A 24,886-nucleotide genomic window follows, 5' to 3' on the forward strand; every position below is an offset into this window, starting at 1 on the left:
CGTTCACGAAGGTCATTCAGAATTTCACTCCACCCGTTAGACGACTCTCTGCCCCCAATATAAAAGCCCAGCACTTCACGATGTCCTTCCGGCGAAATACCAAGGACGATGTAGACAGCTTCTTTTCCAACCGTGTCACGACGGACGTTGACAAAGAGCGCATCAAGATAAAGGGCACAATACCTCTTCTTGAGAGGACGTTTCTGCCATTCTCGAATATCCTTAAGAACGGTATCCGTTACATTCGAAATGGTACCCGGAGAATAGGACTCTCCAAGCAAACTCTTCATAATTTTGCCGACTTGACGAACTCCAACGCCGTGACGATACAATTGAATGACCAACTCATCAACAGCCACCATTCTACGTTTGTACGGTTCAAATAGTTCCGTCTGGAACTCGCCATTCCGATCCCGAGGAACATCAAGGTCTTCGACACGTCCATAAACGGTATCCAGCGTACGATGATAGTATCCATTCCGAGAATTGTCTTCTCCCACAGGTTCATTTTTTAGGACCTCTTTAATCTCTTCTTGGAGAATGAACTCCAATTTCTCTTTAAGAACTTCTCTCACGGTGGACTCTAACATACTAGAAAAGTTAAGGTTTTTTATGTTATCATTAAACATGGACAAAGGACTCCTCTCGATTATTGTGGTGATATTCAGAGAGTACTTTGTCCTTTTTCTGTTGTCTAGAAAAAGACCTTACACATACTTTTATAAACCATCGAATAATTCCATCACTTACCAAAAAAATCCCAAAAATCACACATTGCGGACGGACAAGAGAGGATCGGCATAATCACATAACTACCGGGACAGGTGTACAACGGTACTGAATGAACCGGGTTACCTGTCCCCGGCTATCGAAAGAACCGGTATGCCCGCCGCCACGCCATCTGTAAACAAAAATTGATATTAAGTTTATGTTGCAGTTTTATAATGTGAATCGACATATATGAAGGAGGTAACATCATAATGAAAAAATGGCTTTATCTCGTAACAGATTGGGTTTCGACGAAGCGGGGGATGTGGATTACGATCATTGCCTGGCTGGTGCTGATGGTCGGGTTGAGTGCTGGGCCGAGGCTTGGTGACTATAAAGTGAGTAATTTTCAATCACTGCCTGACGACGCTGCGTCCATTATCGCAGACAATAAAATTGAAGAGTCATTCCCGAATGAGCAGGGAACTCCCGGGATCCTTGTATTTCACAATGACTCAGGTGATGTGAAGATAGGTGAAGTAAATAAGATTTTAGAAGCGATCGAGGATGAAGATATTAAGGGCATTGATCGCATTGTTGATATCAGTAAGCTTCCACCGCAGGCGCTGGAAGGATTTACTTCTGAAGACGGTTCAACATTGATTGTTCCAATGGAACTTAAGAAAGGACTTGGAAACAAGGACTATTCTGAAATCAATGACAGGGCGTCAGAAGTCGGCAATAAGGCTGCGGATTCTTTTGGAGACATGGAATTTTACATCACCGGTCCCGCGGGGATCGCCGGGGATGCGACAAAACTATTTGAACAGGCGGATGTCGTCTTATTGCTTGCGACGATTATGATTGTTTTGGTGCTTTTGATTGTCATTTATCGTTCACCGCTGCTTGCATTCATCCCGCTTCTTGCAACGATCATCGTCTATCAGGTGGTGAATCAGAGTGTGGCCCTGATGGGGGCTGCGGGCTTGGAAATAAACAATTCGACGACTTCGATCATGAGTATATTGCTCTTCGCTGCCGTCATTGATTATTCCTTATTTGTGTTCTCGCGTTACCGCGAGGGGCTTTATCAGGTGGAGAGTAAATATACTGCCATGAAGAATGCCATGCGTGCCACCGGGGAGCCTGTGTTTTTTGCAGGGGGAACCGTTATGGCGGCCATGCTGATTTTATTCTTTGCTGAATTCCGTGATTACCAGAACTTTGCTCCGGTTTTCGGACTGGCGATGTTCTTCATTATGCTTGCATCGATTACGCTTGTTCCTGCGTTATTCACTTTATTCGGACGTAAGGCGTTTTGGCCAAAGGTACCGAAATATGGCGGAGAAGAAGAGTTGAAACACACGTTTTGGAAGTCGGTTGCCCGGTTTGTGGTCAGTAAACCTTGGATCAGCGGCGGATTGACGGGGATTTTCCTGGTGGTGACTGCACTAAATGTGATGAACATTGAGTTTGAGTTTGATACCGTGAAGAAATTCCCTGAGGATTTACCTTCACGGACAGGGTATGAAATTGTAGAATCCCAGTTTGATAAGGGGGAGCTTGCTCCAACTACGCTGCTCATTGAAAGCAATGAGGCTATAACGCCTGAAAAAGCAGATGAAATCAAGAACGAATGGGAGAGAATGGATGAGATCGCATCTGTCCGGAAGTCAGGGCAAACGGAGGATAACACGGCAGTGAAATACAGTGTCGCTTTATCTATGAATCCATATTCGAAAGATGCCATCGACTTCATGGAAGACCTCGTGGGCTCAACTCCTGAAATGCTCAGTGAACTTTCCGTTGATGGAGAGGCTTATTATGCAGGCGTCACGGCCAAGCTTGTGGATGAGAGGAACGTGAATAACAGGGATATCGTGACAATTGTGATCCTTGAAACGGTACTCATACTGGGTCTGTTGGTAGCCCTTACCCGTGCGATAAAATTACCTTTATATATGGTGGGAACCATTTTGCTTTCTTATGTCTCCGCGCTGGGACTGGGGATTTTCCTTGTTGATGTGTTGTTCGGTTTTGATGCCATCAGTACACGCGTCCCAGTTTATGCCTTTATCTTCCTGGTGGCCCTGGGTGTGGATTATAACATCATCCTGGTATCACGTTTTATGGAAGAAAGAAAAACGCACGGTGTCAGGAAAGGCCTTGAAATTGCGATGATGAACACTGGCGGCGTCATCTCATCTGCAGGGATCATTCTGGCTGCCACATTTGCAGCTTTGACCACGATGCCGATTGCTGATTTATTCGTTTTCGGCTTTATGGTGGCAGTGGGGATCCTGATGGATACTTTCCTGGTTCGCGGTGTGCTGCTGCCTGCAGTGATTTTGGCATTTGAAAAGGATCATCAAACCTCTCATACTAAGGGATAATAGAAATACGAAGGTTAACCGGCGTATTTGCTTATAGGAGGTCAGTATGAAAATTCTCGTTGTAGATGATGATGTTAATATCCAAAAGCTAGTCTCTATTCATTTAAGCCGGAAGGGATATCAACCACTGAAGGCGAATGATGCAGAGGAAGCTCTGGAAATCGTTGAAAAGATGGCCGTCGATTTAGCGGTGGTTGATGTGATGATGCCCGGAATGGATGGATATGAACTGACCGGGATTTTATCGGATGTTTATGACATTCCCGTCATCCTTTTGACTGCTAAAGGGCAGTTGGATGATAAGGAGCGGGGCTTTTTATCCGGTTCGGAAGATTATATTGTGAAGCCATTTGAGGTCAAAGAGCTGTTATACCGTGTTGCCGTTGTCTTGCGCAGGGTGGAGCGGGCAATGGAAATGGTTATTAGGGCAGGGAATTTGGTGCTTGACCGCAAAAACTTCGAAGTGATGATCAGTCAAGAGACGATCCTCTTTCCATTGAAAGAATTTGAATTACTGAGTATTCTTGCATCGCGGGCGCAGCGGATTGCGCCCCGGGCTCTGTTGATCGAACAGATATGGGGAATCGATAATGAAGGAAGCGAACAAACCCTAAATACACATATTAACCGGATCCGTGAACGTCTAAAGAAATATGAGGCGGGTGTCGAAATCCAAACGGTCAGAGGGATCGGGTATAAGCTAAAGGTGATCGAATGAGGACGCTGTACAGGAAATTTGTCGCAGCGACTCTCTTGATCCTTAGCATCAGTGTCATAATAGGTTTGTTTCTGACCAATTGGATATACCTGAACTCCACCAAGCAAAATATCGATTATCAAAACGTCGGGATCGCTAAAGAGATCGTTGCGAGCATAGAAGGGATGCACGGCCACCAGACTGCCCTCACTCCATATTTAGAATCAGTCGGGAAACTGGGTTATCAAGTGCTCGTGATCAATGAGGATGGGGACAAACGATTTTTCGGTGAGGAGTTTGCAAAGAAAAAGCTTTCAGGTGAAGCCCGAAAGGTAATGGATGAAAGGAAAATCTATCACGGCATGAGTGAGGATTCGAGCCAGGCCTTCATGATGGGACACTTTTCTAATGATGTACGCAATACGGTCGGTGTACCCTTTACTTCCAATGGAGAGCAGTATGCCTTGTTCATGCGCCCCAACAACAAATTGCTATTCTCTGATATTCACATGATCCTTGCGTGGTTCATTCTAGCCGTTGCTATATTCAGTATCATCGGCATGATTTGGTTTGCGAAGCATTTGATCAAGCCCATTACCCAGTTGACGGAAGCAACAAAAGAATTGACTCGTGAGAATTTCAAATATGAGTTGAACATCAGCCGCAGGGATGAAATCGGTCAGCTGGCACAAAGCTTCACCATCATGCAGCGGCAATTACAGCATAACGATGAAGCACGTAAATCCTTCATCAGCAATGTGTCCCATGATTTTCAATCACCACTGATGAATATACAGGGATATGCAGATTTAATTAAGGCGGGTGTGACCAAGGAAGAGAGCGAACAGTACCTCGGGATCATTGATGATGAATCAAAACGGCTATCCCATTTAACAAAACAGTTATTGATCATAACGTCTTTGGATCAAGAAGCCTACCCAATGAAAATTTCAAAGGTTCGGGTGGACGAACAAATCAAGCAGGCGATCCGCAGGTATCAATGGCTCATTGAGGAAAAAGAGCTCGATGTCTCGTACAATCTTGGTTCATGTATTCTCAAATACGATGCCGAACTAATGTCGAATGTATGGGATAACCTCATGACCAATGCCATAAAGTACAGCGGTCAAGGTGACAGCATCTGGATCGGCTTGGAGGAGAAAGAGGAAGAACTTGTAATCACGTTTAAGGATACCGGAATCGGAATGACACAAGACGAAATGGACCAGATCTTTGATCGCTTTTACCGTGTGGATACAGCGAGAAAGAAGGGAGGGACCGGACTTGGTCTCTCTATAGTAAAGCAGATCATTGACCTGCACCAAGGAAAGATCAATGTAAAAAGTAAAGCCGGGGCGGGAACGATCTTCACGATCACCCTTCCTGCTATATAAAGAAGGATAATGGAGGAGAAAAAATGGAACAAATTTGGAGTTTGAGATTGATACGATTTGCGGCTGTCTTTGGCATCATCGGTACTTATTTGGGGTCGCATATGGCCGGAGCGATGGACTACGCCCTCAAACCGATTCATGCCCACATCCTGCTGGTCGGCTGGCTTTCCGTTTTTGCATGGGGGATTTTCTACAAGGTATATACGGTGAAATATAAGAAGATGGTGGCAGTTCACAGCCTTTTCGGGATGGCAGGAGCTCTCGGATTGACGTTGGGAATGTGGATGTACAACCTGAATCCATTTCAACTGAATGAAACACTCATCACTGTGTTTTTTATAGTAGGGGGGACATTGCTCCTGCTGGCCTTTCTATTGTTTGCCGTGGTTACTTTCATGGTGGAAAGAAAAACAGTATAGGATCAGCTCCATTCCTATCAATTGCTGTCTGAACGACGATTTTATGTTTAGTATTTCACAAACCAGGATAAACCCTCTATATGACTTAACCATATAGGAGGCTTTTAAAATGGGAAGACTCAATCAAAAAATCACCGTGATCACAGGGGCTGCGACCGGAATCGGGGAAGCCACTGCCAATGTTTTTGCTGAAGAAGGGGCTGTGGTCATCTGCGCGGATGTGGATGAATTCCAGGTGAGGAAGACGGCTGAAGATATTAAATCTAAAGACGGAACGGCAGAAGCCTATCACCTTGATGTATCGAGCGAGGAGAGTGTGAAGAAGTTTGCCGAGTATTTGAAGGATACGTACGGAAAGATCGATGTGCTATTCAACAATGCAGGTGTGGATGAACAGGGCGGGAAGGTCCATGAATACCCGGTCGAGCTCTTTGATAAAATCATTGCAGTCGACCTGCGTGGCACGTTCCTCGTCAGTAAATACCTGATCCCGCTTATGCTTGATAACGGAGGAAGCATCATTAACAACGGTTCGATGTCCGGTCATGCAGCCGACCTTGACCGTTCTGGTTATAATGCAGCAAAAGGCGGTATCATCAACCTCACAAAAGCGATGGCAATCGATTACGCACGCCACGGGATCCGGGTTAACTCCCTGTCTCCAGGAACGATCGAAACCCCGCTTATTGATAAACTCGTCGGAAGCAAGCAGGACGACATGGGGCAGAAATTCAGGGACGCCAACAGATGGATCACCCCGATGGGCCGCCTCGGCAGTCCGCGAGACATGGCCACCGTCGCCCTGTTCCTGGCATCGGATGACAGCGCATATGTGACAGGAGAAGACATCAAGGCGGACGGCGGCATCATGGCGTATACGTGGCCCGGTAAGATGTTGATTGAAGAGGAAGAGTGGAAGAAGGATACGGAATAAAATAGTAGAGTGCGGCTCCTTGTCTTTTGGCAGGGAGCTTTTTTCATGCGGGATAGAATGATTTTGGAAGATTATGGTTTAATTATCAGAATAGTCATGATATAATCACCCGTAAAGCAGAGAAAGGGGACACCACATGATTAAGATCATTTATCTCAACCCATTTGATCATTAGAGTGCTGTCTGCGCTTGGAAGCCTCCTTGATTTTTACTAGTACATATAACGTCTAGTAAAAAATGCTGGGAGGATCAAATATGAATAGACAGTTGACGATTTTATTGATTGGAAGAATCATAACGAATTTTGCGGACAGTTTTTATATGATCGCGACCATTTGGTATGTGAAATCATTGACGGCTTCACCGCTGCTGATTGGATTGACCAGTGCAGTGGCGATTCTGCCGGTCACGATACAATTCCTGTACGGGCCGGTGATCGATCGTTTTTCAAAAAAGACCATTCTATACGCAGCCATGTTCGGGCAGGGGGCACTGGTAAGCGTCATTTCGATCCTTTATTACTCCAACATCCTTTGGCTGCCAGTGCTGTTTCTGATGATGTTCATGGCACTTTCCTTATCAGAAAGTACATATCCGACAGAAAGTGCATTAATCGAGCGGCTTGCACCAAAGGAAAAACTGACTAAGGTGAACGCCATCTTTTCTTTTTCCTATCAGACTCTTGATATCATTTGTGATGCGGTTTCAGGCATTCTGATTGCATTCGTCGGACTTGGTGTCGTTTATATTACGAACAGCTTTCTGGTGGTGATGACCGGTCTAATTTTCCTTGTATATCTGAAGGTACCTAAATCTGAGAAGGAATCTGAAGTCTCTACATTAGGTTTCTTCCGGCAGTACAAAGAAGATTTCATAGAGGGTTTCGGGGTCGTCAAGTCGAAGCGCAGGCTGTTAAGCATCATGTTCGGAGTGATGGGGATGAATCTGATGGCGACCATGGGACTCGCCATGCTCCCGGTCATCTCGGATACATCCGCAGAATACGGATTCTGGCTGACCGCCATATCCGTCGGCACCCTCACCGGGACCGTCCTTTCAAGCAAGGTGGAAAAGATCTCGCTCAACCGGATATTGCCCCTTGTGGCCGTCTGGGCAGGCATATTCTGGCTGCTGGCTTTCGCTGTCAGGGACGCCCGGTTCCTGCCGTATCTGTTCTTCGCCTTCTCATGGGCGGGGATCGGTATCTTAAGCATCTATATACAGACGATGATCCAGGTCAATCTGCCAAGAAACCATGTCGGCATCGGATTTGCCTTCATTTCATCGCTGCTGGGCTCGCTGAGTCCCCTCGGTTTCTTCCTGGGCGGATTGATTGGTGAACTGACTTCAGGGATGTTCCTGGTGGGCATATCTGGAACAGGGTATCTTGTGTTCTCGATTTACTTCCTGGTGAATCCAAAATTGAGGACGTTGAATGAACCTTTGAATGTCAGGTTTGAAGAATCGGCTTGATGGATTGCGGGTAACTGGATTCCGTGAAATAGGATTAATAATAGGGTATAAAATCGCTCTGGTTTTATACTCTATTTTTCTATCTATTATCTTTATATTTGAAAGTGAGGTGGGAATGATGGAGAAACTCTTAGATGATTTTACAAGTATGCATAATGAATTCATCAATGATTGGGCCAATGCAATGAGTACAGGGGACACCACCTCAATTGAAAGAATGGCAGCTGATTATTATGTAGCATTTTTTAAGAGTGGAAATGAAAAGCCACTTTATTTTACAAGAGAAGAAGCCATAAGTGGGATGAAACAATCGGTCACTCATTTCTTGGGTGCAGAAAAGAAGTTTGAAAATCGAGTGATCAGGCTGAGAGATGAAGGAAATGCAGTCGTATTTTATGAACAATTGATAGTAAGAGATGAAAAAGTCCTGGCTCGATTATTTACGATTGAAAATTGGAACTTGGACAATGGAAGATGGGTGGTTAAGAGGAAGATAGAAGAAGCCATTTAGCAGATTTTGGTGTTTTTTAAACATAAGTTGGTTTTCTGGCTATTAACTATACGGGTTGGGTAGTGTTATCGAGGGTATTATCTGGTCATGGATTGTGTTTATTATCAAAACCGGCCAGCTTATTATCAAAAATCAGGATATATTATCAAAAACATGAATACACAGTGAATAATACAAAGGGGGGTATTTATTTATCGAGGTCATTTCCCCCCAATTAATTTGTCCCAAGTCCCATCAGCAACGCGCCACAACCTGTTGGAGCCAGGCCGCCCACGACCTAACAAATCACTTTTCCTTCTTATAAAACCGCCTGGCTTTAGCACGATTGCCGCAATCGGCCATGGAACACCAGCGGCGGCTCCGGTTACGGCTCGTATCAAAGAATAACCATCCACATGGATCTCCCTCGCATTGTTTCACCCGTTCAAGATGGTCTTTCGAAACGAGTAAATCTACGGCAGACTGGAAGATTGGAGGGAGCATCATATCCAGGTTATCCCCGGCGTAATCGAACTTCATTGTGAACTGATCCTTTTCATGGATTACCTGAAGCTTTCGGTAGAAGCTGCTCACAAATTCATTGAAGCGATCCAGGTCTTTCTCAAGCGGCGATGTGTCCTCCGCAATCGATTTGAAGATGCGATACATCACTTCCCGCATCTCAACTGCCAGTTTCAAAACACCCCCGGCTTCAGCCGGTTTTTCCTCCGCTTTTAAAAGAAGGGCTTTTGCTTGTTGTCCGTTCAAGACTCGGGCATGGATGCACCAGTCGACCAATTCTGCATAACCCGTAAACCATTCCCGCCTTTTTTCTGCACTTTCCCGCCAACTGAGGGTATTGATGAAATCCATACACAGCCGTTCTCCGACCATCATATAAGGGTTCGTTTCTGACATGTTCAAAACTCCTTTTCTATAACCATCATAATACATATTGACAGTTAGAAACAACCGGGTTAAACTATAACCGTCTAAAGTGATTTTAGTGGTTAGAACAAATTCAGGAGGGACAGAGATGAACAATCCGATGTTGGCAGCTGTTGAAACTTTGTTGAAGGAAACATTTGAGGGACCTGGTGAAAATGGAAGCTGGTACACCGAATCAAAGCCGGGTAGCGGTATAATCGGAACGCTTGAGAAACTGTCGTCAGAGGAAGCATCGATCTCAGTTAACGGGACGACAATCGCCGCCCAAACGGACCATACCCGCTATTACCTGTGGGTTGCGAACTCCTATTTGAATGGGGAAGAGCCAGAGAAGGATTGGGGTGCATCCTGGAAAATCACTGACGTTGATAAAATGACCTGGGAAAGATTAAAAAAAGAACTTCAACAAGAATCCACAACATTGCTGAAAAAGGTTGATTCACTTGACTCCTTGGATGAACAGACATCGAATGGCCTGTTGGGAGCGATTGCCCACTCCGCCTATCATCTCGGTTCGATCCGTCAAATGATTAAAGGGATTTAAGACAGTAGTCAAACAGAAGCATAGAAAAGCTCCAGGGAATCATTCCCCGGAGCTTTTTAGGGATTAGTATACCCCAACTGCATCCCATGCTGCTTTTACAGAGTTATAAGTCGAGCTTCCGCTTCCATACAGGTCCGCTGCTGATTGAAGAAGAGCGGCACGTGCGTAGCTGAAATTGCTTGTCGGCGTTAAATAAACCGTCAATGCGCGGTAGTAGATCTTTTCTGCTTTTGCTTTACCGATGCTTTGGATTGTGTTGTATGCTGCTTTGTTCGGGATACCTGAGTTCGTATGAACGCCGCCATTATCAGAAGATGTATTGATATAGTCATTCATATGAGCCGGCTGTCCATATTGAGGCGGATTGGATAAGCTGCGCAGGGCATCGCCTGATACTCCCGGTGTATAGACATCTTCACCCATCAAGTAATCGCCGGAATCAAGGAAGTATCCGAATACGTCAGAGAACGATTCATTCAGCGCGCCTGATTGATATTGATATTGAAGACCAGCTGTTCGTTCCGTCACTGCGTGGGTCAGCTCATGTGCGACAACGTCAAGGGCTCCTGAAAGGGAAGTGAAGGTCGATCCGTCGCCGTCACCGTATACCATTTGGGATCCGTTCCAGAAAGCATTGTTATAGTTGCTGCCGTAGTGCACAGTGGAGCGGATGGTTGCGCCATTATTGTCAAAACTATTGCGATTATGTGTGTTTTTATAATAGTCATAGACTTTACCCGCGTATGCATGGGCATCAACGTCAGCAGCTTGGGAATAGGCTGTCCAGGCGTTGTTGCTGTCTACTGAATAGTTACCCGGCAGGCTCGAACCGTTATTGGCAGTGCGTGTTTCAATGACACCGTTCATTGGTTTGGTGACGTCATATAAATAATAAGTACCGTTTGAATAGTAAGTATTTAACGATTTGTAATCATCCAGCAAGCCATATCCATACCCTGTGGTCCCTGCGTCCGTCACCGCATTGACTGCTTCGAGAACATGGCCGTCTTCAGCGTCGACGAAGATCTGCCAGTTGGCACCGTAAGGCTTGATGAATTGAAGCTGAACTTTGTAAGCGAGGTTGAATTCGCCGTCTTTTTCATGAATGACCAGGTCATTTTTCACTGTCGTATTTTTGATATCACTCTTAGGTCCTGCCACATTTTGATTATCTGTAACCGTATCGCTTTTTGATAGGTTGATATGTTTCCATGCAAGGTCAGACGCAGCATTTTTGGAAATGGAGGATTTGGTCTTTGTTACCTTTTTGGCTGCTTTGTCATATAGCTGCCCGGTAGCACCCGTCACTTCATTCTCTTTATTTGTATGAATAATGAAGGTGGCCCCGTCGATTGGCACCCCTTTGATCGTTTGAGAAAAACGATAGTGGGTGGATCCAAGCTCATCCGTCGTTTTTTCGATGAGGGTAAGCTCGGAATGAGGATCGATTTTGAACAACTCTTTATTGGCCTTCATGAATTTCTTTACATCTTTTTCGTTCTTTACAATACCTTTTGACAGCTTACCGGATAGGAAGTCCGGACCTTTTTTATCTATAAGTTTTTGATGGATGTCCATATTGGAAGTGATAGAATCCGTAGATGATTGCGCGAATGTTGTTCCACTAAAGGATGCACTGAATACAAGGGATGTTCCTAATGCTAAACTGACTAATTTTTTCTTCGACATAATTACAATTCCCCTTTTTTATAATGTAATAGAGAAATAGCTATTTCTTTTAGCTCCGGCAGCTAATTTGAATTCTAGTAAAATAAACTTGATAAGACAATGAAAATTATGGAAATAGTAAGTTAATTTAGAATATTTACTATTTTCCGTTTCCGCTTTTGCGTAAATGGAAGGAAGGATTCTTTGATTTTCTCCTACTTTTAACAAAGATTATTTTTTTAGGCATATTCGACAATTTTTTCTATATATGAATTTGTATTCCTATTATAATGGGAAATTAGAAATCTTAGATGTCAGGGGATGACCTCGATGGTGGACCAGCAGAAAAAAACTCAGAGAGCATGGCCCTGAGTTTATTTTGATAAATATGATTTAAGCAAAACTATTTTTCTGTACATGTCTTTAAAAAGAATCGAGCGGTCTTCCAATATGGTCACATAATCCTTGTGAGGTTCCACCAGCTTTTCGAAATTCCTCCCAATGTCCGTGCCCAGCACTCTAATTACCGGTCTAAGCAGCTTTTTATAGATGGGCAGTTTGTTCCCTTTTGGAGAGAACTTATCAAAAATGACAATTTTGCCATCCGGTTTCAAGACCCGTACGATTTCCCCGAAACACAGGTTTTCATCAGGAACAACCGATAAGATCAGGCTTGCCACCACCAAATCAAATTGATCATCAGCAAAGGCCATATCTTGTGCATCCATCTTTAAAAATTCGATAGTAGAATGGTTGAATTTTTCCCGTGCCTTCTGAAGCATCGCCTCTGAGTAATCGATAGCCGTGATATCAAATTTATCAATATCCACTAACTCCAAATCTGCGCCGGTACCAACCCCTACAAAAAGAATTTTCTGCCCCTCGTCTTTAAATATCCCATCACTGAAAATCTGTTTGCGTGCCTTAAGAAATAACCCGGAATTGAAAAGCTGGTCGTATAAACCAGAACCGAGTCTGTAGATGAATTTGTTCCAGGGGTTGTTCATTTGTCACCTCTTTTTCCTTCATGATTTGGTTCATGTCCAGTAAGTTTTTGCAAAACATCCCCTTCGCTCTAAATTGATTCCTCTATGATTACAATAACATAAAATTTACCAAAAAATGTCTTGAGATATGAAAAACGAACACCGGCTTTCCCGCCGTTGTTCGTTTTCTTTTTAATGAAGAGTTTAGAAACGTTTCCGATTAATCATTTATGATTAAGATAGGGGACTGACCGCCGCTGCCTCCACCATAAAATTCAATTTGATTTTGAGAAAATCCTGGTGTGGTCACCGCTTTCAATCTGAATTGTGTTTTTCCATTTTTATTGATTTGGGTCAAAGAAGCACCTGACAGCTTGAGATCAATATAACCGGATGCTGGAGGGGATTGGAAGACAGATGCGTTACCCAAACTGGCAAGTGCTGAGTAATCGCTTTGCTCAATCCCGGCAGCCCCGAAGGTTCCATTTTTTATATCGGCAGAAATAGATGAAACCGTGCCGGCAACAGACTTAATGTAGAGGCGGATGGTGGCCGATTGGATGGCGGTCTGTCCCAATTGGCTCGTATCGAATGACAGAATTCCTCTGTACGTATCCGTGTTATACATCCCCTTGTCACCGACCTTGATGTCCCCGGTCCCTATGCTATCTGCTGTTAACTGTCCGGCGAAACCGTCTTCTGCGGAAATGGACGAAATCGTGACGCCTTCACTTGGAGGGGAGGATTCATCGATCACATAGATTTCCTGTTTGATAGTCTCTGAATTACCTGAAGGGTCAAGACTGAAGTAACGGAGAATGGTATCATCGGTGATTTGGATCGGTCCTGTGTATAAGGCAGATTGAATGGTCGGATCTGATCCGTCCGTAGTGTAGTAGGTGGAAGCTTCTTCGTTGGTTTGAAGTGTGACCTGGACCGGTGCGTTATACGTGCCTCCTTCGGGAGAGGCCGAAGTAACCGGCGAAGTTGTGTCATTTTCTCCACCGCCTCTGTCAGTGAAGGAGTCAAAAAACTCCCACATCATCCGGCTCGCATCCGGACCTTGCGGATCGGTGTAGCTTCCCTGTGAACTCCCGCCGGACCAGGCGTGGCCCATACCCTGTATTGTCACTTTTCTCATCCACACACGTCTGTCCAAGCCTTCGAAATCACTGACGTTGTAGCTTCTGCCTCCGGATACAACGGCGTTAACCGTCCGTTCGGGCTGGTCATCGATCCAGCCGTCAGCTATTCCGTTCTCTGCTAAATCATTGGTGGCAGCCCACTGCGAAATGACCTGATTCCCGTTTACAGGATAGACCGTGTAATCGGATGTACCATGAAAAACAATGACAGGCATAATCTTTGCCCGACTGCTCATTGCCTGGTAAGCAAGGTTCCCCTGCTGCACAGGACTCGGCCCGCCGCTTGACATCGCGGTGAAGGCACCTGTCATACTGGTTGCAGCTTTATATTCCAGACCGGCACCGACACCAATGCCGGAAAAGAGATCAGGGTACGCGGCCCCCATGATGACACTCATCGCAGCACCTGCTGAAAGCCCCGATGCATAAACCTCATCTCCCTGGATTGAATAGGAACTTTTAACTTTGTTCACCATACCCGCTATGACAGCAGGCTCACCGCTTCCACGAGCCTGATGGGCGGATTCAAACCAGTTCCAGCACTTATTTGAATTCGCGCTGCTCGTTTGCTCCGGATAAAGGACCAGAAACCCTTTTTCATCGGCCAGTGTGTTCATCCGCGTGCCTGCGGCAAATTGATTCGCATCCTGAGTGCACCCATGAAGCATGACATACAAAGGATAACTTCTGCTTGCATCATACCCATTTGGAACATAGAGCTTATAAGGCTTAGCGCCATAAGAACCATCAAGAAACTGACCTGCTGCCGCCGCCGGACCCGGAAACAATACACATGCACTTATTAGCATCAAAGCAACCATCGTCAAACACAACCGTTTAACCTTCATAAAAATGAATCAACTCCCTTCTCTTGATAGTAGAAGCTTAAAGGAGTGGAGTTACAAACGAGTTACAGAAGAGGGGGATATAGTGCTGGCCGGCAGTCATGCATGGTGAAATAAAGGGGATGATCCCTTTTTGAAGAATACATATATAAGATCATTCACTTAAATGGAGGAAACCAATTGAATAAACTCAAAAACAACGGTTACGAATTCATGGATTTTTTGCGCATCAACGAAGAAGAAATGAGTACATACAGACCGCTTGCCGGTTCTTTTGCAGTAGTGAAGTACGGGGGGAAAGTTCTCATGTGCTATAACGTATGGCGTAAGCAGTGGGAATTGCCGGCAGGACGAAGGGAAGGGGTTGAAACCCCAAAGGAATGCGCCATGCGGGAACTTTATGAAGAAACGGGGCAAGTGATAACCGACATGGAGTTCAGTGGTCTTTTAAAATCGAAGAATACTAAAAATGGGGACGTCAAATACAATCCCGTGTATGTAACAGTCATTGAAGAAATTCAGCCATTTATCGAGAATGAAGAAACATCCGAAATAAGGCTTTGGGATTTAAAAGAAGAAATAGGCGATCTTGATATGGTTGATATCAGGATATTGGATTTTGTGTGATAGTGGGATCATTAAATCAAAGGGGAAGTATGGCGTAATGAAAAGTGAGAAAAGTAACAGAAAATGGAGCCAAACGAAGTCCAATAAATATAAACAATATTTTTGGTCCAGGTTCCCCTTCTTATTTATCCCTTTATCAGTGGTGTTCTTTTACTCAGAAGACATCATGGAACAAGGATTTTCGGAATGGGAAGACCTTGGCCGCCTCATCCTACTCTCGATCCTCCCTGCACTGGTCGTGAGTGCATTCATTCTTTCAGTGAGATGGCGGTTAAAAGTGAAGCAGGACGGGTCGAGGGGACAGGTACCGTGACCCACGTTAAAAAAGGGGTCCGCAAACGAAAATTGACCATCTTTTTAATTGGATTATAGTCAATTATTCTATTTTAATGTCAAAATTGCTTTGAAGGGACAAAAGTAGGGTTGTAACCCGGGGTATTATAGGGGCTTGAATGTCTTTTATTATCAAAAATGGCAGTCTTATTATCAAAAAAAGGATATATTATCAAGAACCACCCATTTATTATCAAAAAAAAGAAATATATTATCAAAAACATAATATTCATCCTCTCTATACCCAGTGGTGTATCTTGTATTCTGCTACTCGATAACTGCCCGATTGCTCGGGAGACAGGGACAAAAACGGCGCCTATTACCAAGCAGGCAGCCGTTCCGCTCCAAACGGTGGGTGTACTGTACTTTCATGTGATTGAAGTATTCAGAACGCAATGAGGCTCTGGTGGAGCAGCTTCCTGAGGAATGCAAAAGGAGTATCCCCGGCCGTCAAATGTCGCCACGTGTATCGGGGTGAAGCCAAAGTTGGCTAGCTTCATCACAAGATTTATCATTTCCAAGGTCAACAATCTCATTCCCATGAGGTCAGCTTGGTCTTTGCCGCCGTAAATGCAGCAGCAGAAGTTGAATTTAATGAAAAAAACGCTGGGAAAAGAGATAAAAGTCAGTTTAATTGATCAAGGCTTCATAAGAGCTGTCCCACCCGAATGGCCGGCTCTTTTTCGTACGCTCTTTTCCGAAAAATATTTCTATTATTTTACAAAAATATGTTAAACTATCCAAAGGAATTTATTTCATGATGGAAGGGGAAATGTGCAAAATGGAATTCAGGGGTTCAAGTGCGTATGATCAGGAAGATTTCTTTTCAACCTATATGAAACGAAGGGATCGGAAGGACAGCCCTAATAATGCAATCGAGGGGCCGATCACCGATGAGCTTTTGAGCAATGTCCAAAATAAAGAAGTCCTGGACCTCGGATGCGGGGATGCCGTTTTTGGCAGAGAATTATTGGATAAGGGCGCTGCCTCCTACACCGGAGTGGAGGGTTCTGAACAAATGGCGGCCGCAGCCAGGCTGAATATGTCCGGTAAAAATGGGACCATCATCCGCGAGACCATGGAATCATATCATTATCCGAAGGAATCTTTCGATATCATCACCTCCCGTTTTGCCATCCATTATGTTCCGGACATCGAAACATTGTTTCAAGACATACATAAAGCATTGAAGAAAAATGGGCGGTTTGTGTTCAGCGTGCAGCACCCTCTCACTACTTCGTCGTTTGTCAGCAAGAAAACGGGTGATAAACGCGGGAACTGGATTGTGGACGATTATTTCCTTGAAGGGGAAAGAAAAGAACCGTGGATCGATCAAGTGGTGGTCAAATATCACCGGACGATCGAGCAATATTTTCGGACGCTGTTGTCATGCGGTTTTACCGTCAAGGATTTGCGTGAAGGGACGCCAATGCGCGAACACTTCAGCAGTGAAGAAGAATTTGTGAGAAGGCAGAGGATTCCGGTTGTGCTTGCTTTTTCTTGCATCAAATAAGATTTGCGGTACACATATCAGAGGAGCGGAAGGCGGCAGGGCTGCCTTCCGCTTACTTTAAAGGAGCGACGGCAATGCTTCTGAATAGAACGAGTAAGGCAGACATGAGTCCTCTTAAAAAATCAGTCTTGCAAACAGGGAATCTGCTTTTTTGGATGATTGGTATTATATTTCTTTTTATATTGGGTAATTTGCTCCTTAAGATCAATACATATGGATTTGAAAGTGGCGTGAAGAGCACGGCCAATACACTGGAGATCTTTTCTAAGCCACTGGTTTCACCGCTGAAATGGTCGTCACAACAGGAAACCGGAATTCATCATTTAATTGTGAACATGATAGTTTTTTGTACTGTTTTCACCTTTGGATTCTAGGTGAGGCAGTATTTTAAAGTGGCAGGTGTGCTTCTGCTGCTGGTGTTTTTCATTGCTTCAGGCATTTGGTATTACGTATATTTTTTAAGTTATGCGGTGATTTAGATTCTAGAGAGAAAGCCTGGTGTCCGAATGATAAATAAGATTAGAGAACTTCCCGAAAAGGCTGCCTTTACAATAGGCTTGTCAATGATCTTTGTTTGTCCAATCGTATTGCTTTTCATCCCGGTGGATAAATGGATGACGATCGCCTTTCAGGGTATTGTCGGATTTATTTCTATCCTATTTATCCTGAGTGCGGCGGAAAAGAGGCATGCACGATCTGCTATTGATAAAAGAATGACGATTGAGATGAGGACCTTGACTCCTATCACTACATAGTATAAAATGTTCTTAATTTTCAATACTGTCGGCTATGAAGAGAAGAGTAGTTGGGATCGGTTATTTTCAGAGAGCTCCGGTTGGTGGGATGGAGTAATAATGATCTTAATGAAAAAAGGCTCGGAGCTCCGCACGGATCCAGGGTTTCCCTGGTGATACTGCGACGGGATCTCCCGTTACAGAGATAGGGTATACTCAACTATTTATATTTTGACGTACCCGAAGAGGTTGGTATGGCGACATATCAATAAACTGGGGTGGTACCACGGAGCATAATACTCTCGTCCTCAAGATGATGAATCTTGGGGGTGGGAGTTTTTTTGTTTTTAAATAGATTGAGTGTGATAAAAAACCAAAGAACGGAGTGAACGGTATGAGTATCGAGCAGACAGAAGGCAGACTGAAAAAGGCACAAGCGATGAGAATGCAAGGAATAGATGTATATCCGGAAAGGTTTTCCATTAATCATGAACTTGCAGAGGCAGTTCGGCTTGAAGATGGTATAACAGGAGTCAGAGCAGCGGGAAGAATCATGGGAATCAGGAACTTCAAGAAACTGGTGTTCATTACAATCTCAAATATACATGGCAGTCTGCAGCTTCTACTCAAGAAGGATGAAGTGGGAGAGGGTCCGTTTGAACACTTTCAAAATTTGGTGGACATCGGTGATTTTATCGGTGTGGAAGGAAGCATGTACACCACGGGGGCAGGAGAGAAAACGCTGCGGATCGAGCATTATGTTTTCCTCGGCAAAGCGTTGAGGAGTCTGCCAGATAAATGGCATGGGCTGAGCAACATAGATGTCCGTTACAGGCAGCGTTACCTGGACCTGATGATGACCAGTGAAACCCAAAGCCGCATGCTGTCCAGAAGCAAGATGGTCCGCGCTATTCGCCGATTTTTTGAAGATCATGATTTCATTGAAGTGGAAACGCCAATCCTGCAGCATACCTCCTCCGGTGCACTGGCGAAACCATTCAGGACCCATCACAATGCGCTGGATTCGGAACTGAACCTCCGGATCGCACCGGAAACATATTTGAAAAGGCTGATCGCAGGCGGTTTTACCAAAGTATTAGAATTCGCAAAGTGTTTCCGGAATGAAGGAATCAGTCCCCAGCATCTTCAAGAGTTCACGATGGTCGAGGGATATGCAGCCTTCTGGAACTATGAAGACACGATGAAACTCATGCGTGAGATGGTGCTGTATGTACTTGAACACACTTTTGGAACAACCACAATTCATTTAAACAGCCAGGCGATTGATTTTTCCCAGCAGTGGGAAGCTGTTTCCTTCAGGGAGTTGATTCAGCGGGAAACAGGGATTGATATTAGCCTTTATCCAACCTCAGAAGAATTGCTTCTAGAGACCCGCAGGAGAAACGTCGAGCTTGAACATGACGATATTCATTCGCTAGGAAGAGGAAATTTGATTGATTTGCTTTATAAAAAAACATGCCGGCCAAAGCTGATCAAACCCACATTCCTGATCCAGCATCCAATCGATCTCTCACCACTTGCGAGGGCAAATGACGAAGACCCGGCACTTACCGACCGGTTCCAGCTGGTCGTGAACGGGGCCGAAATCATCAATGCATATTCAGAACTCGTCGATCCAATTGAACAAAGAAAACGGTTGGAGGAACAAGCCATCCTTAAGAGCAATGGAGATTCAGAAGCGATGGAAATGGACGAGGAATACCTGACCGCCATGGAATACGGGATGCCGCCCATCTCAGGATGGGGATTCGGCATTGAGCGTTTGCTGATGGTATTGACGGACAGCGATACGATTAAGGATTGTGTGTTATTTCCGTTGACTAGGAAGTTGTAATTTGATGAATTGGGCTGGTATTGGCTGGATTGTGAGTGGGTCGTGGGGACAGGTACCGTGACCCATTCTAAATTGGTGTTGAAGGTAAAAGGGAGCTGTATATTTTACTCGAATTTCACTAAGTTTTAGGGAATATCGAATTAAATGATCAGGTTAGTCCAAAATAACAGGGAGTTCATGCGACCATAGCGGGTATTATTGGTACTCTGCTTGTTTATATTATCAAAAATGCCACACTTATTATCAAAAATCTGGATATATTATCAAAAACCAACAATTTATTATCAAAAACAAAAATATATTATCAAAACTTATTTTCAATGCCTAAAATACCTAGCAAGGTATAAGTGTATAAGGAGTAGGAATCCAAAAAAGAGATGGTTAAAATAGTTGAAAAGAGCCGGTTTCTCATATAGAGTGAGAAACCGGCTCTTATCTAATCTATGACATAAAACGAATCGAAGAATAACCAGAGTGCGGGTGCTGTGCGGAGCGTTCCTGTTTGTAAACGGCCTTCAGTTGAGGTGTTGAAAGGGTTTCTAAATCCTGTTTTTCCTTCACCATGGAGTCTTTGAGCATTTGATAAATTCCTTTGTTCTGATTGAGTGAGGCTTGATTTGCCATCATTTCCTTCCTCCTCTAAGAAAAGAATTCTCGAAAATATAGGGTCGGGGTAAAGTTTATATTATCATAATGCCTATAAACCTTATCTGTCAAGTTGGGATTAGAGCGGGCAAATTGAAATGCAACTTGCTAGAAGCTCTTGATTTTACGGCCCGGTACCTTCTGGAAATATGATAAAGTATTGGTAAACGAAATGCTGGTGGGAAGGGAACTCGATCATTATTCCCTGTAGTGATCGGTGTTTGGGTAGAAGGGTAAAAGAGAAACCCTTGTAAAAGAAACCGGCAGCGAAAAGTATGTGGTCACGTTTAAGGAGAACTGGGACACAGGCACCGAGAAAGGGGAGTATTCCCTATCTTATAAGGTGGAGTGTGGAAGTTCGACAATAACGGATAGACCGGGGATATGCCGCCATACTATAAAACTTCTAAGTCATTCAGGGGTGAGCAGATGGAAATTTTTATGCTGAATGCGATTGTTATCTTTTTACTTGTTTTGTTATCGATCGAAGGATTATTAAGGAAAGTACATAAGTCGAATACAGAAATCCTAAAGGAATTGCGGGAGTTAAATAAGGAATGAAGGTTATTCACATAGGAGGGATATCATGAGCAGCTTGATAAGATACAATCTCTTCTTATTTGTCCTGTTTACTATTTTGTTATACTTTGCAGTGAGCTGGGTCCAGCTGTTTGGCGCTTATACGCAGCTTTTCAACATTTTTACGATTATCGTGCTCCTTGTTCTGGGAATTTATTACCCGCGTTTCAGCAAGGGGATCAGTGAGCGGATAGTCAGGAAAACTAAGATTATCTGGACGGCTGGGTTTTTAGTTGTATTGGCTGGGGTGAAGGCCGGTAGTTCAGTTATCAGTGATGGTATCTTTTATTTACTGTTTATCATTACCGGGGTGTTTTTGGTTATGAATCTTAAGAAGTGAGCGACGGTGGTTTATTTTTCTAGGGCGCGGTACCTGTCCCCATGGCTCCTCCAATGACTTCTATTGCGTATTTTTTGTGGGTATTTCGTAGGGTTTCGTTGTTTGTAAAAGGAAATATAGGGAAGGGTGTAGAAAAAGCTATAGGAATAGGCATATTTAAGAAAGCGTTTTCTTTATATGAGAGGGGACGTTTTACTTTTGGTTTGAATCGAAACCGGTTTCGCTGTTGAACCGTGATGCACATCTTGAGGTTCTGCTGCATAGGAAAATCTTTTTATAACAAAAAACGAATGCGGTTTCGTAATTGGGCGATGGTGCTAAGAAGGAATTAAACCCTTCTTCACATATACAAACAAAGGGAGGAAACAAGGAATGCGAAACAAAGTGGTGATGGTGATGCTTGTGTTGGGGCTGGCGTTATCTGTTGTACTGCCTGCGGGGGCAAAGGGGCCGGTCGGCAGCGGGGATGAGGCGATGTTGAAGCGCTGGGAGGAACGAGGAATCTTCAAAGGGATAGGAAAACTGAAGAAAGATCCTCATGAGGCGTTGTCCAGGCTGGAATTTGCGGCACTTATTCATAGGTTGGTTGGCAATGGGAAGGAAGAAATGCCTTCAAATAAGGCGAGTATCTTGAAGTATGCGAAGGAGCTTGGATATTGGGATGAAGTGTTCGGTGAAGGAGCAGATGCCAATTCGGCTGTGAAGAAGGAAGAAGCCCATGAGGTTGTTGAGTTTTTGCTGCCGGGCAGCGGGTCCGTTCCTGGTGAGGATGGCAGTCAGCCGCTGAAGCTGATGGATGCAATTCAACTGTTCAACGATAAGGCGGAAGGTTTTTACCATAAGGCTGGTGTGTACTCGGGCGAGACCGTTAAGGGGAATGCGCTTGTTAATCAAGGAAATGTAACACTCCAGGATGTAAAGATCAATGGTGATCTTTACATAACAGCCGGCGCTCAGACGGGGAATGTATTGTTGAAAAATGTACGTGTCGATGGGAAGGTTTATATGGATGAGAAGGTCCAGAATCAAGTACGTTCCGAAGGATCAAAGCTTGGACAGGTCACGGTGTATCAGGCCGGTACGACTGAATCGGACTGGACGCTGGTGTGGTCTGATGAATTCATTTCGAATGAAATCGATCCAGAGAAGTGGACGTATGATATCGGGAACTGGATGGTGGATGAAAACGGGAAGGGAATCTCTCCCGGGTGGGGAAATAATGAGCTTGAATATTACACGGATTCCCCTGAGAATTCGTTCATCCGTGAAGGAAATCTTGTGATTAAGGCAAAGAAGGAAAGAAGACCGATCACCGATGAGTTCGGATCGTATGATTATTCTTCTGCCAAGCTCAAGACGAAGGGCTTGTTTTCTAAAAAATACGGGAAGTTCGAGGCACGGATGAAGCTGCCTGAAGGTCAGGGATTCTGGCCGGCATTTTGGATGATGCCTGAAGATAGTGTGTATGGTAATTGGCCGACTTCCGGGGAAATCGACATCATGGAATCGGCCGGCAGGGATACGAGCAAGATCGGTGGTACGATCCATTACGGAGCTGAGTACCCGAATAACACGTATACGGGGGCTGAGTATCATTTTCCGGAGGGTGAGGATACGACCGGCTATCATACGTATGCCATTGAATGGGAGCCTGGTGAAATCCGCTGGTACGTTGACGGGCAGCTTTATCAGACGTTGAATGACTGGTTCAGCCAGGGGACGAATCAGGCTGATAAGTATGCGTACCCTGCGCCATTTGATCAGGAGTTTTATGTGATTCTGAATCTGGCGGTTGGCGGCTGGTATGGAGGAGATCCTGACCGGACGACGCCTTTCCCGGGTGAGATGGAAGTGGATTATGTCCGTGTGTATGAGCTGACGGGCAGGGATTATATGGATCCGGTTGAGCCTGAACAGGTGAAGGAAGAGCTTCCTGAAGGGGCCAAGTTCCCGCTTGAGGATGGAAACTATATTTATGATGCAGGGTATATGGAGCCATTTACTGTAGTGGATGCGTCCGGCGAAACGCTGGACGGGACATACTGGAATTTCTTAACGCTTCCGGACTTCGGGGGAAGCGGAACAATCACGAAGGAAGAGGCAGACGGCGTTTCTTTTGCCAAAACAGCGGTTTCGAATCCTGGAAATGCGTTGTGGGCGCTGCAATTGATTCAGAATGTGTCACTGGCGGAAGGCGGCACGTATAAGGTAAGCTTTGATGCGAAGTCGAATACGGATCGTGCGATGATGTCGAAAGTGTCGGGCGGGGCCGAAAGAGGGTACGCCAATTATTCGGGCGAGCAGACGATCCAATTGACGGATCAGGTGCAGTCGTATGAGTATACCTTCACACACCGCCAGGCTACGGATATCGCGGCAAGACTTGAGTTCAACATGGGTGCGAACGGGAATGCGCCGGTATGGATAGGGAATGTCCGCTTGGAGGAAGTGGAGCCGGTCGATCCCGAGGGGGCATCGAAAACACCTCTTCCTGACGGCAACCACATTTATAACGGCACTTTTGATCAAGGTGATATGACGCGATTGAAGTATTGGGATCTTGTGGTGAATGAGCCTGCAGCGGCGACGGCCGATGTGTCTGAAGAAGCAAGGGAGCTGCATGTCGGGATCACCGACGGCGGTTCGGCTGCCGGTGATGTCGTGGTGAGGCAGACTGGCTTACAGCTTGAGGCAGGGGCGGATTATGAGTTAACGTTCGATGTTCGTGCTTCAGCTTACCGGTCGATTGAGGTCGGTCTTGTGAGTGAAGACGGTAATGTGAATTATTCGGATTCAATACCAGTCGGTTTGAACGGCGAGATGTCAACGCATACGGTCGCATTTACGATGCCTGAGGGGGAGAGCGATGAGTTTGCTCAGCTGCTGTTAAAGCTTGGCGGTACGATTGGCGATGTGTATGTAGATAATGTGAGGCTGGTAAAGACGTCGATTGACGTAGAGTTGGAGCCGGTGAGGAATGGGGATTTTGCAGCAGGTCTGGAATCGTGGAGTCATTATATCCATAATGATGCCATTGCAGCCGTTAACGGAGATAATGGAATGTTAAATGTCGATATTCAGAACGCGGGGCAGGAAACCTGGAGTGTTCTGGCGGAGCAGGCGGGTCTGGAACTCGGCCAGGGACTGACCTATGAATTGTCGTTTGATGCGCGTTCGACGGTTGTACGTACTATGGAAGTGACTCTTGAGAATGCGGGTTACTATCGTTATTTCTCCGACCAGATTTCGTTGGATGGGCAGATGAAAAACTACACCTTTGAGTTTGTAATGGGCGCGAATGATACAGTATCGCTGAAATTCTTAATGGGGCAATTTACAGGTGCACACGAAATCACGATTGATAATGTGGTACTTCGTGTGAAGGAATAGAAGAAATGGGGACTGCCTGCTGCGGCAGTCCCTTTTTGTGATGATTTTCTTTAATCTGTATTCTGCCTCTTTTTCCTATTCAACCAGTACATCAGGAAAAAACCCAGTGTGAGGCCAACACTATACGTAACGATATAAGCCATTTCAAATTTGCCGATCAGTGATAATACTACGAAGATGATGGTGCCGATTAGGAAAGGGAAGTACCAGCGGTTCATTGAAAAAA

At 44.9% G+C, this 24,886-nt stretch carries 23 protein-coding genes and 1 other annotated feature; of the genes, 16 read left to right on the forward strand and 7 right to left on the reverse strand.

All coding sequences use genetic code 11. The features are described 5' to 3' along the window. Window positions 1–629 (reverse strand): IS256 family transposase (locus tag ACKA06_RS20830; protein ID WP_456153950.1); only part of this gene is annotated, 629 nt, incomplete at its 3' end. Window positions 630–980: 351 nt separating this feature from the next. Here ACKA06_RS20830 and ACKA06_RS20835 point away from each other — a divergent pair. The 7 genes from ACKA06_RS20835 (at window position 981) to ACKA06_RS20865 (ending at window position 8,529) form a co-directional block, all read left to right on the forward strand. Beyond that, entirely contained in the window at window positions 981–3,101 is a 2,121-nt protein-coding gene (locus ACKA06_RS20835; protein ID WP_411160553.1) for an MMPL family transporter, read from the forward strand. Between the two features lie 46 nt (window positions 3,102–3,147). Further along, the gene (locus ACKA06_RS20840) at window positions 3,148–3,819 is read left to right on the forward strand and encodes a response regulator transcription factor (RefSeq protein ID WP_411160554.1); all 672 of its coding nucleotides are present in this window, start codon (window positions 3,148–3,150) and stop codon (window positions 3,817–3,819) included. Continuing rightward, entirely contained in the window at window positions 3,816–5,192 is a 1,377-nt protein-coding gene (locus ACKA06_RS20845) for a sensor histidine kinase (protein WP_411160555.1), read from the forward strand. The genes ACKA06_RS20840 and ACKA06_RS20845 overlap by 4 nt, the downstream gene beginning before the upstream one ends. A gap of 23 nt (window positions 5,193–5,215) precedes the next feature. Beyond that, window positions 5,216–5,611 (forward strand): hypothetical protein, encoded by a 396-nt coding sequence (locus ACKA06_RS20850; protein ID WP_411160556.1) that lies wholly within the window; start codon window positions 5,216–5,218, stop codon window positions 5,609–5,611. A gap of 109 nt (window positions 5,612–5,720) precedes the next feature. Then, a complete protein-coding gene (locus ACKA06_RS20855; protein WP_411160557.1) occupies window positions 5,721–6,545 on the forward strand; it encodes an SDR family oxidoreductase in 825 nt (274 codons plus the stop codon). A gap of 255 nt (window positions 6,546–6,800) precedes the next feature. Then, a complete protein-coding gene (locus tag ACKA06_RS20860; protein WP_411160558.1) occupies window positions 6,801–8,018 on the forward strand; it encodes an MFS transporter in 1,218 nt (405 codons plus the stop codon). Then, window positions 7,993–8,529 carry a hypothetical protein gene (locus ACKA06_RS20865; RefSeq protein WP_411160559.1) on the forward strand — a complete coding sequence of 179 codons (537 nt, stop codon included), beginning with the start codon at window positions 7,993–7,995 and terminating at the stop codon, window positions 8,527–8,529. Before ACKA06_RS20860 ends, ACKA06_RS20865 begins: the two co-directional genes overlap by 26 nt. 285 nt (window positions 8,530–8,814) lie before the next feature. Here the strand turns inward: ACKA06_RS20865 and ACKA06_RS20870 are convergent, their stop codons facing one another. Beyond that, entirely contained in the window at window positions 8,815–9,426 is a 612-nt protein-coding gene (locus ACKA06_RS20870) for a CGNR zinc finger domain-containing protein (RefSeq protein WP_411160560.1), read from the reverse strand. A 118-nt stretch (window positions 9,427–9,544) separates the two neighbouring features. Here ACKA06_RS20870 and ACKA06_RS20875 point away from each other — a divergent pair, with 118 nt between their 5' ends. Continuing rightward, on the forward strand, window positions 9,545–10,000 hold the full coding sequence (locus ACKA06_RS20875; RefSeq protein WP_411160561.1) for a hypothetical protein: 456 nt from the start codon (window positions 9,545–9,547) through the stop codon (window positions 9,998–10,000). A 63-nt stretch (window positions 10,001–10,063) separates the two neighbouring features. On the opposite strand, the gene ACKA06_RS20880 is transcribed toward ACKA06_RS20875, so the two are convergent. The 3 genes from ACKA06_RS20880 to ACKA06_RS20890 all read right to left on the reverse strand — a co-directional run bounded on the left by ACKA06_RS20880 (window position 10,064) and on the right by ACKA06_RS20890 (window position 14,647). After that, the gene (locus tag ACKA06_RS20880; protein WP_411160562.1) at window positions 10,064–11,689 is read right to left on the reverse strand and encodes a M4 family metallopeptidase; all 1,626 of its coding nucleotides are present in this window, start codon (window positions 11,687–11,689) and stop codon (window positions 10,064–10,066) included. Window positions 11,690–12,042: 353 nt separating this feature from the next. After that, window positions 12,043–12,675 carry a class I SAM-dependent methyltransferase gene (locus tag ACKA06_RS20885; RefSeq protein WP_411160563.1) on the reverse strand — a complete coding sequence of 211 codons (633 nt, stop codon included), beginning with the start codon at window positions 12,673–12,675 and terminating at the stop codon, window positions 12,043–12,045. Window positions 12,676–12,874: 199 nt separating this feature from the next. Beyond that, entirely contained in the window at window positions 12,875–14,647 is a 1,773-nt protein-coding gene (locus ACKA06_RS20890) for an extracellular catalytic domain type 1 short-chain-length polyhydroxyalkanoate depolymerase (protein WP_411160564.1), read from the reverse strand. A 177-nt stretch (window positions 14,648–14,824) separates the two neighbouring features. Between ACKA06_RS20890 and ACKA06_RS20895 the strand changes: the two genes are divergently transcribed. The 5 genes from ACKA06_RS20895 (at window position 14,825) to lysS (ending at window position 19,706) form a co-directional block, all read left to right on the forward strand. Then, complete coding sequence (locus ACKA06_RS20895) at window positions 14,825–15,271, forward strand: NUDIX domain-containing protein (RefSeq protein ID WP_082641610.1); 447 nt, start codon at window positions 14,825–14,827, stop codon at window positions 15,269–15,271. A gap of 166 nt (window positions 15,272–15,437) precedes the next feature. Continuing rightward, window positions 15,438–15,584 carry a hypothetical protein gene (locus tag ACKA06_RS20900; protein WP_156522438.1) on the forward strand — a complete coding sequence of 49 codons (147 nt, stop codon included), beginning with the start codon at window positions 15,438–15,440 and terminating at the stop codon, window positions 15,582–15,584. Window positions 15,585–16,385: 801 nt separating this feature from the next. Further along, window positions 16,386–17,117, forward strand: a complete 732-nt coding sequence (locus tag ACKA06_RS20905) for a class I SAM-dependent methyltransferase (protein ID WP_411160568.1) — start codon at window positions 16,386–16,388, stop codon at window positions 17,115–17,117. A 506-nt stretch (window positions 17,118–17,623) separates the two neighbouring features. Then, entirely contained in the window at window positions 17,624–17,872 is a 249-nt protein-coding gene (locus ACKA06_RS20910; RefSeq protein ID WP_198257375.1) for a hypothetical protein, read from the forward strand. 25 nt (window positions 17,873–17,897) lie between these two features. Beyond that, window positions 17,898–18,164 (forward strand) — a binding site (T-box leader). Between the two features lie 81 nt (window positions 18,165–18,245). Further along, a complete protein-coding gene (gene lysS, locus ACKA06_RS20915; RefSeq protein WP_198257376.1) occupies window positions 18,246–19,706 on the forward strand; it encodes a lysine--tRNA ligase in 1,461 nt (486 codons plus the stop codon). Between the two features lie 441 nt (window positions 19,707–20,147). On the opposite strand, the gene ACKA06_RS20920 is transcribed toward lysS, so the two are convergent. Beyond that, a complete protein-coding gene (locus ACKA06_RS20920; RefSeq protein ID WP_411160565.1) occupies window positions 20,148–20,330 on the reverse strand; it encodes a hypothetical protein in 183 nt (60 codons plus the stop codon). Between the two features lie 450 nt (window positions 20,331–20,780). On the opposite strand from ACKA06_RS20920, the gene ACKA06_RS20925 reads away from it, so the two are divergent. The 3 genes from ACKA06_RS20925 (at window position 20,781) to ACKA06_RS20935 (ending at window position 24,660) form a co-directional block, all read left to right on the forward strand. Beyond that, a complete protein-coding gene (locus tag ACKA06_RS20925; protein ID WP_269751485.1) occupies window positions 20,781–20,912 on the forward strand; it encodes a hypothetical protein in 132 nt (43 codons plus the stop codon). A gap of 25 nt (window positions 20,913–20,937) precedes the next feature. Then, window positions 20,938–21,270 (forward strand): hypothetical protein, encoded by a 333-nt coding sequence (locus tag ACKA06_RS20930; RefSeq protein ID WP_197671132.1) that lies wholly within the window; start codon window positions 20,938–20,940, stop codon window positions 21,268–21,270. A gap of 372 nt (window positions 21,271–21,642) precedes the next feature. Next, window positions 21,643–24,660, forward strand: coding sequence for a carbohydrate binding domain-containing protein (locus ACKA06_RS20935; RefSeq protein WP_232353632.1), 3,018 nt, complete (start codon window positions 21,643–21,645; stop codon window positions 24,658–24,660). A gap of 50 nt (window positions 24,661–24,710) precedes the next feature. Here the strand turns inward: ACKA06_RS20935 and ACKA06_RS20940 are convergent, their stop codons facing one another. After that, window positions 24,711–24,878: a hypothetical protein gene (locus ACKA06_RS20940; protein WP_156416133.1), complete on the reverse strand. Its 168-nt coding sequence runs from the start codon at window positions 24,876–24,878 to the stop codon at window positions 24,711–24,713. Between the last annotated feature and the right edge of the window lie 8 nt (window positions 24,879–24,886).

Origin of the sequence: Rossellomorea oryzaecorticis (assembly GCF_045897515.1) — a bacterium.
Lineage (GTDB): Bacteria > Bacillota > Bacilli > Bacillales > Bacillaceae_B > Rossellomorea > Rossellomorea enclensis.

Excerpts from the sequence above, each read along its gene's own strand:
- ACKA06_RS20835 (WP_411160553.1), top strand. The coding sequence starts at position 981 with ATGAAAAAATGGCTTTATCTCGTAACAGATTGGGTTTCGACGAAGCGG.
- ACKA06_RS20840 (WP_411160554.1), top strand. The coding sequence starts at position 3,148 with ATGAAAATTCTCGTTGTAGATGATGATGTTAATATCCAAAAGCTAGTC.
- ACKA06_RS20845 (WP_411160555.1), top strand. The coding sequence starts at position 3,816 with ATGAGGACGCTGTACAGGAAATTTGTCGCAGCGACTCTCTTGATCCTT.
- ACKA06_RS20850 (WP_411160556.1), top strand. The coding sequence starts at position 5,216 with ATGGAACAAATTTGGAGTTTGAGATTGATACGATTTGCGGCTGTCTTT.
- ACKA06_RS20855 (WP_411160557.1), top strand. The coding sequence starts at position 5,721 with ATGGGAAGACTCAATCAAAAAATCACCGTGATCACAGGGGCTGCGACC.
- ACKA06_RS20860 (WP_411160558.1), top strand. The coding sequence starts at position 6,801 with ATGAATAGACAGTTGACGATTTTATTGATTGGAAGAATCATAACGAAT.
- ACKA06_RS20865 (WP_411160559.1), top strand. The coding sequence starts at position 7,993 with ATGTCAGGTTTGAAGAATCGGCTTGATGGATTGCGGGTAACTGGATTC.
- ACKA06_RS20870 (WP_411160560.1), bottom strand. The coding sequence starts at position 9,426 with ATGTCAGAAACGAACCCTTATATGATGGTCGGAGAACGGCTGTGTATG.
- ACKA06_RS20875 (WP_411160561.1), top strand. The coding sequence starts at position 9,545 with ATGAACAATCCGATGTTGGCAGCTGTTGAAACTTTGTTGAAGGAAACA.
- ACKA06_RS20880 (WP_411160562.1), bottom strand. The coding sequence starts at position 11,689 with ATGTCGAAGAAAAAATTAGTCAGTTTAGCATTAGGAACATCCCTTGTA.
- ACKA06_RS20885 (WP_411160563.1), bottom strand. The coding sequence starts at position 12,675 with ATGAACAACCCCTGGAACAAATTCATCTACAGACTCGGTTCTGGTTTA.
- ACKA06_RS20890 (WP_411160564.1), bottom strand. The coding sequence starts at position 14,647 with ATGAAGGTTAAACGGTTGTGTTTGACGATGGTTGCTTTGATGCTAATA.
- ACKA06_RS20900 (WP_156522438.1), top strand. The coding sequence starts at position 15,438 with ATGGAACAAGGATTTTCGGAATGGGAAGACCTTGGCCGCCTCATCCTA.
- ACKA06_RS20905 (WP_411160568.1), top strand. The coding sequence starts at position 16,386 with ATGGAATTCAGGGGTTCAAGTGCGTATGATCAGGAAGATTTCTTTTCA.
- ACKA06_RS20910 (WP_198257375.1), top strand. The coding sequence starts at position 17,624 with ATGATAAATAAGATTAGAGAACTTCCCGAAAAGGCTGCCTTTACAATA.
- lysS (WP_198257376.1), top strand. The coding sequence starts at position 18,246 with ATGAGTATCGAGCAGACAGAAGGCAGACTGAAAAAGGCACAAGCGATG.
- ACKA06_RS20920 (WP_411160565.1), bottom strand. The coding sequence starts at position 20,330 with ATGGCAAATCAAGCCTCACTCAATCAGAACAAAGGAATTTATCAAATG.
- ACKA06_RS20925 (WP_269751485.1), top strand. The coding sequence starts at position 20,781 with ATGGAAATTTTTATGCTGAATGCGATTGTTATCTTTTTACTTGTTTTG.
- ACKA06_RS20930 (WP_197671132.1), top strand. The coding sequence starts at position 20,938 with ATGAGCAGCTTGATAAGATACAATCTCTTCTTATTTGTCCTGTTTACT.
- ACKA06_RS20935 (WP_232353632.1), top strand. The coding sequence starts at position 21,643 with ATGCGAAACAAAGTGGTGATGGTGATGCTTGTGTTGGGGCTGGCGTTA.
- ACKA06_RS20940 (WP_156416133.1), bottom strand. The coding sequence starts at position 24,878 with ATGAACCGCTGGTACTTCCCTTTCCTAATCGGCACCATCATCTTCGTA.